13 protein-coding genes, 1 riboswitch and 1 other annotated feature are annotated in these 12482 nt (G+C 36.5%); of the genes, 7 read left to right on the top strand and 6 right to left on the bottom strand.

Annotated elements, in window-relative coordinates; all coding sequences use genetic code 11:
- Positions 1 to 49 precede the first annotated feature (49 nt).
- Positions 50 to 250 (bottom strand) — a binding site (T-box leader).
- An 89-nt stretch (positions 251 to 339) separates the two neighbouring features.
- The 3 genes from FJQ98_RS03145 to FJQ98_RS03155 form a co-directional block, all read right to left on the bottom strand.
- Complete coding sequence (locus FJQ98_RS03145) at positions 340 to 822, bottom strand: QueT transporter family protein (protein WP_053595421.1); 483 nt, start codon at positions 820 to 822, stop codon at positions 340 to 342.
- A 6-nt stretch (positions 823 to 828) separates the two neighbouring features.
- Positions 829 to 873: riboswitch (PreQ1 riboswitch) on the bottom strand.
- Between the two features lie 234 nt (positions 874 to 1107).
- A complete protein-coding gene (locus tag FJQ98_RS03150) occupies positions 1108 to 1500 on the bottom strand; it encodes a DUF1259 domain-containing protein (protein ID WP_053595422.1) in 393 nt (130 codons plus the stop codon).
- Between the two features lie 104 nt (positions 1501 to 1604).
- Entirely contained in the window at positions 1605 to 1853 is a 249-nt protein-coding gene (locus FJQ98_RS03155) for a hypothetical protein (RefSeq protein ID WP_201406618.1), read from the bottom strand.
- A gap of 292 nt (positions 1854 to 2145) precedes the next feature.
- On the opposite strand from FJQ98_RS03155, the gene FJQ98_RS03160 reads away from it, so the two are divergent.
- The 4 genes from FJQ98_RS03160 to FJQ98_RS03175 all read left to right on the top strand — a co-directional run bounded on the left by FJQ98_RS03160 (position 2146) and on the right by FJQ98_RS03175 (position 7009).
- Entirely contained in the window at positions 2146 to 2838 is a 693-nt protein-coding gene (locus tag FJQ98_RS03160; RefSeq protein ID WP_053595424.1) for an ABC transporter ATP-binding protein, read from the top strand.
- A gap of 17 nt (positions 2839 to 2855) precedes the next feature.
- Positions 2856 to 5057, top strand: coding sequence for an FtsX-like permease family protein (locus tag FJQ98_RS03165; RefSeq protein WP_053595425.1), 2202 nt, complete (start codon positions 2856 to 2858; stop codon positions 5055 to 5057).
- Positions 5054 to 5632, top strand: coding sequence for a TetR/AcrR family transcriptional regulator (locus FJQ98_RS03170; RefSeq protein ID WP_053595426.1), 579 nt, complete (start codon positions 5054 to 5056; stop codon positions 5630 to 5632). Before FJQ98_RS03165 ends, FJQ98_RS03170 begins: the two co-directional genes overlap by 4 nt.
- A 354-nt stretch (positions 5633 to 5986) precedes the next feature.
- Positions 5987 to 7009 carry an ABC transporter substrate-binding protein gene (locus tag FJQ98_RS03175; protein WP_053595427.1) on the top strand — a complete coding sequence of 341 codons (1023 nt, stop codon included), beginning with the start codon at positions 5987 to 5989 and terminating at the stop codon, positions 7007 to 7009.
- Positions 7010 to 7117: 108 nt separating this feature from the next.
- On the opposite strand, the gene FJQ98_RS03180 is transcribed toward FJQ98_RS03175, so the two are convergent.
- Both FJQ98_RS03180 and FJQ98_RS27110 read right to left on the bottom strand, forming a co-directional pair.
- On the bottom strand, positions 7118 to 7318 hold the full coding sequence (locus FJQ98_RS03180) for a hypothetical protein (protein WP_143114872.1): 201 nt from the start codon (positions 7316 to 7318) through the stop codon (positions 7118 to 7120).
- A complete protein-coding gene (locus FJQ98_RS27110; protein ID WP_277815958.1) occupies positions 7306 to 7440 on the bottom strand; it encodes a hypothetical protein in 135 nt (44 codons plus the stop codon). Before FJQ98_RS27110 ends, FJQ98_RS03180 begins: the two co-directional genes overlap by 13 nt.
- A gap of 356 nt (positions 7441 to 7796) precedes the next feature.
- On the opposite strand from FJQ98_RS27110, the gene FJQ98_RS03185 reads away from it, so the two are divergent.
- The 3 genes from FJQ98_RS03185 to FJQ98_RS03195 all read left to right on the top strand — a co-directional run bounded on the left by FJQ98_RS03185 (position 7797) and on the right by FJQ98_RS03195 (position 10768).
- Positions 7797 to 8825, top strand: coding sequence for an ABC transporter permease (locus FJQ98_RS03185; protein WP_053595428.1), 1029 nt, complete (start codon positions 7797 to 7799; stop codon positions 8823 to 8825).
- Positions 8818 to 9612 (top strand): ABC transporter ATP-binding protein, encoded by a 795-nt coding sequence (locus FJQ98_RS03190; RefSeq protein ID WP_053595429.1) that lies wholly within the window; start codon positions 8818 to 8820, stop codon positions 9610 to 9612. The genes FJQ98_RS03185 and FJQ98_RS03190 overlap by 8 nt, the downstream gene beginning before the upstream one ends.
- A gap of 196 nt (positions 9613 to 9808) precedes the next feature.
- A complete protein-coding gene (locus FJQ98_RS03195) occupies positions 9809 to 10768 on the top strand; it encodes a nuclease-related domain-containing protein (RefSeq protein ID WP_053595430.1) in 960 nt (319 codons plus the stop codon).
- 244 nt (positions 10769 to 11012) lie between these two features.
- Here FJQ98_RS03195 and ilvA read toward each other — a convergent pair whose 3' ends face one another.
- Positions 11013 to 12275 carry a threonine ammonia-lyase IlvA gene (gene ilvA / locus FJQ98_RS03200; RefSeq protein ID WP_053595432.1) on the bottom strand — a complete coding sequence of 421 codons (1263 nt, stop codon included), beginning with the start codon at positions 12273 to 12275 and terminating at the stop codon, positions 11013 to 11015.
- Between the last annotated feature and the right edge of the window lie 207 nt (positions 12276 to 12482).

A 12482-nucleotide genomic window follows, 5' to 3' on the forward strand; every position in this document is an offset into this window, starting at 1 on the left:
ACTCCTCTATCTAATTTTTCCATAAAAAAAGTCACTTCAATCCTTCTGTAAAAAGGACGAGTAACCGTGGTGCCACCTTCATTCGCAAAAATTGCGCGCTCTCGTACTCCGGTAACGGGGAGTGAATTCGGCCTCACATTTGATGAGGCTGCTCCAAAGTCCATTCACAAGTATATACTACTGATTTGCACCAACCATCAGCTCTCTTTAAGTACTACCACTTGCTACTATTCTTTTTCCTAGCATTTATTGAAATGAATTGTAAAGTATTTTCAGAATAGTGTCAAGGTGTGATTGTCCAAAAAAATAAAAGAAGACGAATCAATTAAGACCCGTCTGCTAAATTAAATCTTTGAAGTTTAAGCGTTTATTCAGTGTATACATAATCGGCGCACCGACTGCTAAGACAACAAATTCACCTGCAGCAACAGTTAACCATGTCCAGAAGAATGGTAATTCTAAAGCTAAGTTCAATTCAAAGGCAATAATGAACATTGTGCATGTAAATAACAATGTATTAATGACTAAACGTGCCCAAATATTTTTGACAAATTTACAGATTAGAATGAACAACCCAAGCGTAATCATCGAATGCCCAACACCGAAAACTAAATCGTACATGCCGAGTGGTGAAAATATATTGGAGATAAATACACCAATAATGATCCCAACGGCAAAGCGTGGATTAAACGCAACTAGATGATTAAACATTTCTGATATACGGAACTGCACCTCTGTAAAGCCAAATGATCCGACCAGTAATGTAACAGCAATGTAGAGTGCTGCAATAATGCCACTCGTTGCTAAAAATTTTATTTTCATATTTATTTCTCCTTAGTTTTTTTACGTGGGATGGTTACGAACCACGTGAAGCAAATGCAATCATATCAATGTTCATGCTTATTTGTAAATAGTCATGAGTAAAAAATGTGTAAAAATGATAATGGTAATATTTGAGCTTACTCTCAATACTTTAAATTAGATATATGGATGATGTCCCAATTCAATATTTATAAGAAGAGGAGCTTGTACTACTTACTATGAATGTTTTTGAATCACGTCAAAAAGAACTGTTCTAAGCAGTTCTTTTAACAAGTGAATATTTCATTATTTTTTTAAAACACTAAATGCTTGAGCAAATTTTTGGGCAAAGGTTAATGGAGGCTCTATTGATTGAAAATGGACGTACAAAATAGTTGGGTCCGAATATATCCAATGATTATGAACTGCACTTATAATTAAATTATTTTCTGCAAGTACTTTAACAAATGGCTGTAATTCCTCTTGGAGTACTACAACTTCACCTAAGTTAAGTGCATTTCCATATATATCAAGCGATTCGAATGTTATCCCAGCATGAAGTGCACTACGGCTTGGGCGACCTTGAATCTTCACATGGAGATTTCGACTAAGTTTTACTGAGCATACGCCATGTTCCACAGAAGCTTTTCCGTTGGCAATCTGTGCAAATTTCGTACACATATCTTGAAAGCTTTGCATTATAGACACCTCTACTTTTTTATATTTATAATGAGGATGTCTTGGCGCGAAAAGTAGTACGTAAACATATCACTATCCTGATATAACGGGTTTCTGATTTGAAATTACTCCTCTAAAATATTTTTAATTTCTTCTATTTCCAAAATTAAAACTTCTACTTGTTGCTTGAATTCATCTGTATATTCTAATTCCTCATCCAATTCTTTTGTATACTCTAAGGCATTTAAGGCAAAATCCAAAGCAAATGCAAATAGACTATCACATAGATTAGAAATGATTGAGTCAATATTTCCTGTATTTGCATTTTTGTTTTTTTGTGAATAAGACGGCTGATTTAAATCATCATTATTCATTGTATTCCTCCTTTTTGGGAACAGCACTAACCTCATTTGCATCATATGCATTACATGTAAAAAGGGGGACTAAAATGAACATTTTCTATAGAAAAGTTAAATCACATCTAACCACGTGTGGCTTTTTAATATACCTATATTCCTTACGTAGAAGAACTTAAAACAAGCGTTCCAGAACAAATATAAGAAAATAAGCACGGCTCTTATTGACAAATTAATTAATCAATAATATTGTTTTATTAATTAATTAATTGATTAATTAATTAATAAGTGAAATGTTTGGAGGTCTAACATGTTAAGAGTAGAAAATTTGGTTAAAAGTTATCAAAATGGTCGTGAATTGCTTTATGCATTAGATTCAGTTTCATTGTCAATTGATGATGGGGAATTCGTTGTCATTTTAGGCCCTTCTGGATCCGGTAAATCTACGCTTCTTAATGTAATTTCAGGTCTAGAGCAGCCAGATTCAGGGAGTGTTATTTATGATGACTATGAGATTTGTGGGTTAAATCAGAAAGAACTGACGTTGTTTAGACGTGATAAAACAGCTTTTATCTTTCAAGCATATTATTTACTCCCATTTTTAAATGTAGAATCTAACATTAAAATGGGTGCTGATTTAAAAGGGAACAAAAATATTACTGAAATAATTGATGGTTTAGGACTTCGGGGATTAGAAAAACGTCTTCCTTATGAACTTTCAGGGGGACAACAACAACGAGTGTCTATTGCACGTGCATTAGCGAAAAAACCGGATTTTTTGTTTTGTGATGAACCTACTGGGGCATTAGATGAAGAAACGAGCAAACAAATTTTAACCTATTTGAAGCAGCTTCAAAAACAATTGAAATTTACAATTATTATGGTAACTCACAATGTTAGCATTGCTCAAATCGCAACGAAAGTGATTAAAATGACTAGCGGAAGAATCATAGAAGTAACTAGCAATGCTGATCCAAGAGATGTTAGTGAAATTACATGGTGAGAAAGGGAGTACATTTGATGAGAGTAAAAAAACAGTTTCCACTCGTAATGGTTGTTGCCTGTGCAGTATTTATTTGTACGTTACTGGTTTTCTATCTTCAAAACATAGACTCCATAAAGAAAGTGCAAGAACATCAACATCAGCAGGACTTTACACTTATTCTACAAGGAGGGGAAATAACGGGCCTTTCAAATAAGTATTCATTTACGTATGAACCTGTAACATATAAAGTCATTTATGATGAAAAAAATGTATATCGTATTATGCCAAATACGCGCAACATTGATATTCCAATATACTTGGAAGGCGTTGCTCCAAAAAGAACAACTGAAATTGCAATAGATAAAAATTATTCACTGGAGAATAATATAGCACTTGGAGATACAGTTACTATTAGTAATACAACATATTCAATTAGTGGAGTTTTTACTTTACCTGACGCAATTTCACCACAGGTAGCTACTAATGGAGTTGGCTACAAACCTACTACTCAAGCATTAATACTATGTAGTGAAGAAGTTTACTCAAATTGGGAGGAACAGGAAAAAACGAGTTATTCGGGCCGTTTTTTTGAAAGTGTATCTGAGGAACAGAAACAACTCCTTCTAGAAAAAATGCTTATGGATTCAATTATAAAGTCCGTGGTGAAGAAAGAAGATAATCCACAAATACTTTCTACATTAATCGCAAAAGAAAAAATGTTTAAAATCTGTCTTATTAGCGCCTTAAGTTTCTTCGGTTTAACTGTAATGGTTTTGCTTGTTACTATCATTATCCAAAATATAAATGAAGCAAAATCAAATATGGGTGTTTTAAAAGCGCTAGGCTACTCTAAGCTACAAATTGCTAAAAGATATTTCCTAATTGGACCTTTCTTGTTTATAGGCGCAGTTGTAGGATATGTAGTTTCCTATGCAGTTAGTCCTCTGTTCATTAATAGAATTAATGCTACATTTCTCGTGCCAAATGTTTCACTAAATTTTGATCTTGTACAGTTCATACCGTTTACAACAATCCCCGCGCTGTTTTTCTCTGTAATGGCTTTTGGGATTGCCGTATTTACCTTGCGTAAACCGCCATTAGAAATGATTCATAATGCAGAATCAGTAAAATTAAATTTTCTTGTTAAGCGAATTAGGAAAAACAGATCAACTAACCCTTTCAAAAAAGCGGTCTTTAAAGCAATCGTATTAAATAATATTCTGTTAGTCTTTTTAGCGTTGCTGACAGGATTCATGGCTAGCGCTAATTTACAGATTGCTTTTTCTTTGCAGGCAATGTCTGATAAGGTATCCTCTTTAACACTTAAAGGTTCCGAATATAAAAGTAATGTTCGATTTATTGAGACGAAGGAAATGAAACTTTTAGACTCTGAAACACCTTATTTTTCAGAAGACTGTAAAATAGAATTTCCGAATGGTGATGTATTAAATAACGGCCAATTTATGGCATTGTCTAGTAGTCATTCTCTTTTTAAACTTTATAGTATTCAGAAGCAGGAGACTATAGATATTTCAAAGCAGGAAGGCATTGTCGTGAATGATTGGATGCGCAAGAAATATGATTTGTCGATTGGTGACGCTGCGAAAATACATATAAATAATGTTACGTATCAGTTACCTATAACAGCTTTTGAGCAAGCAGTGTATGGGGAAGTAGTTTACAGTAATATGGATGTTGCAATCAATGCTGGCCTTTTAGAAAAAGAAGAATATAATGGTGTTTTTACTAAAGACAATGTCGAGTTTGACAGCAAGCAGCATATGTTTGTTTCAAAGCTCGAAGACGTATTATATTCAAGCTCTCAGCAAAAAGGAACGTATTTTGCACTATCCTTTTTATTTATCACAATTGGCTTAGCTTTAAGTATTTTAACGATTAGTATTGTAGTGAAAATCATTATTTCATCTAATCGTAAGTACTTATCGATGATGAAAGCATTTGGATATACAAATGCAGAATGTAATCGCATTGTGTTGTCAGGCTTTCGAATAATTGCATACATTGGATTTATAATTGGAACGCTCTATGCCATTGTATTAACTAAGTTTTTATTTGATTTATTGGCTAAAGCATCTACAGTAGCAATACCAATGACACCTGATAGCAAGGGAATAGCACTTTCTCTCGTGATCTTTGCTGTTTCATACGAGGTCATTATGTTACTCTATAAAAAAAGCATGAATGCAGTATCATTACAGGAGGTTATGATGAAATGAATAAACGCCGCGAACAGAAGGAAGTTAGACGAGAGCAAATTCTAAACGCGGGCTTAGATTTGTTTATTAGAAATGGTTATCAAGGGACTACAACTAAAGAGATTGGTGACGCAGTTGGAATTAGCCAAGGATTACTGTTTCATTATTTCGGCTCTAAGGAAGAGGTATACCTTGAACTTTTAAATCGAGCTAAAGCTAGTATGTCTGTAATTGGGATTTCAGAAGGGGAATTTGCACAACCGTTAGAGTATATAAATGTGATCGTTACTTCGATACTGGATTCCTTTAAAACTCATCCATTATCGCCAAAACTATTAATGTTAGTTGCTCAAACGCAAATAGCAAGTAACTTACCAGATACGATCCAACAAGTTGCAAAGGACCTTGCTGCATCTGAGGGATTTGAAAGTCTAGTAAAAGAGGGGCAAGTTAAGGGAGTAATACGAGAGGGTGATTCTAAAGCACTCGCGGGTTGTTTTTATTCAGCAATTCAAGGTGTTGCTCAAACGTATGTATGCTTCCCAGATATCCCGTTACCTCAAAGTAGTTGGTTAGTAGATATTTTGAAAAAGTAAGAGCGAATTATATACTTGTTATGAAGGCAGCCTGACATTTCCAATGGAGAATGTCAGGTTTTTTAATTTTTACATATATTACATATAATTAGATGTCAGAAAAATAACTTCGTGAAATTGTCAAAATTTTTTTTGTTATGTTAGAAAAAGAAATCAATTTGTAAGAACAGCGCAGTTTAGCGGTTTAAAGCGACAAATTGAATGAAAAACTAAAATATTTTGTCAATTGTAAAAGTCAGAACATTCATAATGTTGTTGACGAACCTCGATAATAACGATAATATAGCGATACGTTCACACTTTGTTTGGATGAAGTGTGATAAATATCAGAGATAATAGTCGGGGGGATTATTTGTGAAGAGCAATTTAAAAAAGCTTTCGTTCCTGTTATTTGGGTTAGTTTTAATGCTTGCTGCTTGTGGTAGCGGTGGCTCTAGTTCATCTGATTCGAAAGGGAACGAAAAGAATAATGTAAGCGAGAGCGGCAATGAAGATGGCAAAACATATAAAATCGGGATTACTCAAATAGTTGAGCATCCATCTTTAAATGCTGCAACGGAAGGTTTCAAAAAAGCAATTGAAGAATCTGGCTTAAAAGTTGAATACGATCCACAAATAGCGCAAGGGGATAACAGTCTTAACACGACGATTGCAAACAATCTAGTAAGTGCGAACGTAGATTTAATATTTGCAAACTCTACGCCGTCCGCACAAGCGGCAGCAACAGCAACTAGTGATATTCCAATTATCTTTACTTCTGTAACAGATGCTGTTGACGCACAGTTAATTGAATCTATGGAGAAGCCAGGGAAAAATGTAACGGGTACGATCGATTTACATCCTGATACTATTTCGAACACAGTGTCATTCTTAAAGGAATTAGGTGCGAAAAAAGTAGGTATGGTGTACAACGCTGGTGAGCAAAACTCAGTAGCACAAGTAAAAGAAGTGAAAAAAGTTATGGGCGAGCAAGGCCTAACTGTGGTTGAGGCATCTGCTGCAACTTCTGCGGAGGTAAAACAAGCTGCTGAATCATTAATTGGTAAAGCAGATGCATTCTATATCATTACTGATAATACAGTAGTTTCTGCTCTAGAATCTGTGATTGATGTAGCGAATGCCAATAAATTACCACTTATTGTAGGGGAGCTTGACTCTGTGGCACGTGGTGGCTTAGCGGCATATGGTTTTGAATATTTCGATATCGGTTATGAAGCTGGTCAAATGGCTGTAAAGATTCTAAAAGGTGAAGCAACACCTGCCGATACACCAGCGCAATACCCACAAAACTTAAAACTATTAATAAATAAAAAAGTAGCAGATGATTTAGGAATCGACATTAAAGATTCTTGGGGTGCAGAGCTTTTAGAAAAGTAATGGCCTGAAGTCATCTTATGAAGCAAAGCGGGGGAGAACTAAAGCTGCCCCCGCTTTATCTTATTTTAAAGCGGTTTTGGGTCGATGGGAAATTCATGTGAATTCCTATTAAATTTGGCTCATTATCATAACGTAAGGTTGATTTCCGTTCAGACTGGGCGCTTTGTCGCTGACGCTTCGCTTTCGCGCAGATAAAACATTTGTAGCTGCCGCTTTGTTTTCGCTACAGAAAACATTTGCCGCTGACGCTTCGCTTTCGCGCAGATAAAACATTTGTAGCTGCCGCTTTGCTTTCGCTACAGAAAACATTTGTTGTTGCTGTCGCTACGCTTTCGCACAGATAAAACATTGTTGTTGCTGTCGCTACGCTTTCGCACAGATAAAACATTTGCTGTCGCTACGTTAGTACGACGCTTTCGCACAGAAAACATTCGCTTGCGCTCCAGGGGTCTCATCTGTGACACTGATCCCCAAGGAGTCGCCCAGTCTCCACTCCAATCAACTTATATACTTTTTTATAAATATCTTCTCAATTTTTGGGTGATGGGCCATTAATTTAACAAATGGATTTAGTAATGCTTTCCACAGGCGAGAACTGAGCTTCCTTTTGGCAATGCGGATGTTGGGCAAGAAGTTATCGCAGGCCGTCGTGCTAAAACCTTAAAAATAATATTATGTACGTCTTTCAAAGGGATTTATTAGTTTTGAGCTCCATTAAGGGAATGGAGCTCAAGTAAGAATTTTTAATAAAAATGAGCTTAAGAAATTATTAGGAGATGATTCAACTATGTTTTTAGCAATATTTGGCGCAATGGAGCAAGGAATCATCTATGCAATTATGGCGCTTGGTGTGTATTTAACATTCCGCGTGTTAGATTTTCCGGATTTAACGGTTGATGGAAGCTTTGTAACAGGGGCGGCTACGTCAGCAACGATGATTCTGCTTGGCTACCACCCAATCTTAGCGACTTTAGTGGCAATTGTTGCTGGATTTATTGCTGGATGTATGACAGGAATTCTTCACACAAAAGGGAAAATTAATCCACTATTATCGGGGATTTTAATGATGATTGCTTTGTATTCTATTAACTTACGTATCATGGGGTTAACTGCAGAAAATACGATAGGTCGTCCAAATATTCCACTATTGAATTCAGAGACTTTATTTTCAAAGTTTCAAGCATTTTGGAGTGATTTAGGTATCGATGCTGCATTAAATAACCTATTAAAAGGCATCGGCGTTCAGCAACTACCATCAACATGGAGTACATTGATTGTAGTGTTAATCATCACGATTTTAATTAAATTCATTGCAGACTGGTTCTTAAAAACAGAGGTCGGACTGGCTATTCGAGCAACTGGTGATAATAAGCGTATGATTCGTAGCTTCTCAGCAAATACAGATACACTGATTATTCTAGGGCTAGGACTTTCTAACGCCCTTGTCGCATTTTCTGGAGCTTTAATCGCACAATATTCGAAGTTCTCAGATGTAAGTATGGGGATTGGGATGATTGTTATTGGACTTGCATCTGTTATTATCGGTGAAGCCATCTTCGGTACAAAAACCATTATGCGCACAACTTTAGCTGTCATTACGGGAGCGATCATTTACCGCATTATTTTAGCATTAGCATTACGTGTAGATTTCCTCGATTCAGGAGATATGAAATTAATAACAGCTATCATTGTAATTTTAGCGTTGATTTTACCTCAATTTATCAATAAAAGTAAGGAGCGCAAACGTAAGGTGAAGCGCGCAGCAGAGCGTGCACAAGTAAAAACCGTAGAGCAGGGAGGGAAAGGCCTTGCTTAAATTAAACGGCATTAACAAAATTTTTAATGAAGGTACGCCCGATGAAAAAATAGCACTTGCAGAAATTAATTTGCACTTAAAGTCAGGTGATTTTGTCACAATTATCGGCAGTAATGGTGCTGGTAAATCAACAATGATGAATATGATTTCTGGCGCATTAACACCTGACTTCGGCACAGTTTCAATCGATGGGAATGAGGTTACTACTTTACCAGAATATAAGCGCTCTCACTACATCGGTCGCGTGTTTCAGGATCCAATGGCTGGTACAGCACCAACAATGACAATTGAAGAAAATTTAGCATTAGCTTACTCACGTAATAAGAGTAGAGGCATGCGTTTCGGTGTTGATAAAAAGCGTCGAGAATTTTTTAAAGAATCGTTAGAGATGTTGGGCTTAAATCTGGAGAATCGTCTATCTGCGAAGGTTGGCTTACTTTCAGGTGGAGAACGTCAAGCATTGTCACTTTTAATGGCAACGTTCACGAAGCCATCGATTTTATTGCTTGATGAGCATACTGCGGCACTCGATCCATCACGTGCGGAGTTGATCACACGTATTACGAAATATTTAGTTGAGAAAGACAGCTTAACAACATTAATGGTCACGCACAATATGCAACAAGCATTAGACTTAGGAAATCGACTGATTATGATGGATAAAGGTCAAGTCATTTTAGAGGTTGGCGAGGATCGCAAACACGAGTTAACCATCCCAGATTTAATGGCAGAGTTCGAACGTATCCGCGGTGAGAAAATGAACTCAGACCGTGCGTTACTAGGATAATAAATGATAAAACGCTCATACATAGGTATGGGCGTTTTTTTCGCTGGATGTCGATATTTTTTAAAAGTTAGGTGATAAACTAACAAAGTTGGGTGATAAATCGATAAAGTTGGTCGATAAACAATCAGAAATTTTCGATAAATAGGCAATGCGTTTCGATAAATTGCATTATAATCTAGCTAAAGGAGGTGAAAATATGTTACTCAAAAAGCGCAAAGTTTCATCGAAGCAACTCATATTAGAAATGATTGAAAGGAGGTTACCGAAATCTCACCCAAAGTCTACTTACTATCAAGAAATGCTAAATAGAACAAGAGCAGGCTATGCAGGTGAGCAACGAGTAGATCAGGAATGGCAGGAAATCTATTTGGAGCAAGCGCATTATTTATTGCATGATGTCCAGCTTAAAGCTGAAGGTGGAGCAATACATCAAATAGATACATTATATATGTCGCGAAATTTTGTATTAATAGTGGAAATTAAAAATATCGTTGGTCGTGTAGAATATATGGAAGATAACCATCAATTTATTCGAATTACGTCTGATGGCAGAGTAGATGGCTTTAGAAATCCATTTGATCAAGTGAAGCGGCATGCTAGGTTTTTGCGCCAGATTTTTCAAAAGGTGAGCTACCATATACCTATTGTTTATATGATCGTCTCTGCAAATCCGAACATGATTATGACGCCAAGCTTGTCTGCGCAACCGATTATTCATGTGAGTGGGTTGGCAGAAAGGATGGAGCAGCTGTTCAAGCAGTATCAACAAGTCTGTCTAAGTGAAAAAGATTTGAGAGAATTATCAGCGCATATTTTAAAGATGCACAAATCAATTCAATGGACCCTAGATATTAAAGTGGATGAATTGAAGAAAGGTGCACTATGCTCGCATTGTCATTTTGACTATGTCCTACGTTACACCCATGGGAAATGGCGTTGTAGTAATTGCCAATCGATTGATAATCAATCAATGCTAATCGCATTACATGATTTTCGATTAATGATGAGCAACAATATTACAAATGCCCAATTTCGCAATTTTTTTGATATTGACTCAGAAAAGGCGGTTTATTATTTATTGAAAAAGTTAAAATTTGAAACGATAGGTGAAAATAAAAACAGGAAATATGTAATTCCTGCCAATTTGTTAGAGTAAATGTAAGCGGCGCAAACTATCGGTGCGGTCAGATAGTGACGCTTGTAAGGTAGATGTCGATATTTTTAAAAAGTTGGTCGATAAAACGCTGAAAAGTCTCGATAAACAAGAGAAAAGTTTCGATAAACTTCAAAAAAGTTTCGATAAACTTCAAAAAAGTTTCGATAAACCTCAAAAAAGTCTCGATAAACCTCTCAGCCCCACAAAAAAAGCCACACTTACATAGCAAGTGTGACTCTTTATTTTAGACTAGTAAGCCAAATAGTTGAATGTCGTTGTTTACCTCTTTATATTTGAAGCCGAATTCATTCATGCGTGCTAGTAATCCTTCGTAGTCTTCACGATTGCCAAGCTCGATACCGACTAGGGCAGGACCACTTTCTTTGTTGTTTTTCTTTGTATATTCGAAAGTCGTTATATCATCATTTGGTCCTAGAACGCTTGTGAGGAATTGGCGAAGAGCACCTGCACGCTGTGGGAAGCTTACGATGAAGTAGTATAGTAAGCCTTCGTGAATTAAAGATTTTTCTTTAATCTCCTGCATACGTCCAATGTCATTATTACCACCACTAATGATGATAACGACAGATTTTCCTTTTATTTCTTCTTTATAATAATCGAGTGCCGCTACAGATAATGCTCCGGCAGGCTCTGCGATAATGGCGTGTTTATTATAAAGATCTAAAATCGTTGTACATACTTTTCCTTCTGGTACTAGTACAATGTCGTCTAAATAGCGGCGACAAACATTGTACGTGTGATTACCGACACATTTTACTGCAGCACCATCTACGAACTTGTCAATCCAATCAAGTGCCACTGCGCCGCCTTCTGCAAATGCAGCCTTCATGCTACCTGCCCCAGCAGGCTCTGCACCGATAATTTTACTATTGGGGGAAAGGTTTTTCACGTAGGCAGAAACACCTGACATTAAGCCACCGCCACCGATACTACCAAATACGTAGTCGATTGGTTCCTCCATGTCATTCATAATTTCAACGGCAACCGTTCCTTGACCAGCGATGACATCAAAATCATCAAATGGATGGATAAAGATTTTATCGTGTTCTTCACAGTAAGCTAATGCACTTTCCGCAGAATCATCAAAGGTATCACCCGCTAAAATAATTTCCACATAATCACGACCAAACATACGCACTTGATCAATTTTTTGCTTAGGGGTTGTTTGAGGCATAAAAATGCTTGCTTGAATTTTCAGTTGTGCACAGGCGTAAGCAACACCTTGGGCATGGTTGCCTGCACTTGCACAAACAACGCCAGCTTTGCGAGCCTCTTCTTCAATTTTTTTAATCTTATAGTAGGCACCACGAAGTTTAAATGAGCGTACATGCTGTAAATCTTCGCGTTTAAAATAAATATTAGCTCCGTATTTCTCGGATAAATAGTCATTTTTTTGTAGCGGCGTGTGCACCACTACGTCTTTTAAGAAATGATGAGCAATTAAGACATTTTCTACTTGCACAGTTCTAGTGTCAGCAACTTCCATAGTATTCATCCTCCGTTATACGTAAAACATTTATCTATGATAGCATATTTTATTAGCTTTTTGTTATTAATTTTTAGTAAATTCTAAATTTTCGGTGTCTATTTCAATTTCTTTCAGCGGGTGTCCAAACACCCGCTGAAAGAAGTTAAAGCCTCTGGCGGATGTCACGGAATCGGAAAAAGGAGTTCACAGAGGATGTTAGCCTAA

Source organism: Lysinibacillus agricola (assembly GCF_016638705.1).
Lineage (GTDB): Bacteria > Bacillota > Bacilli > Bacillales_A > Planococcaceae > Lysinibacillus > Lysinibacillus agricola.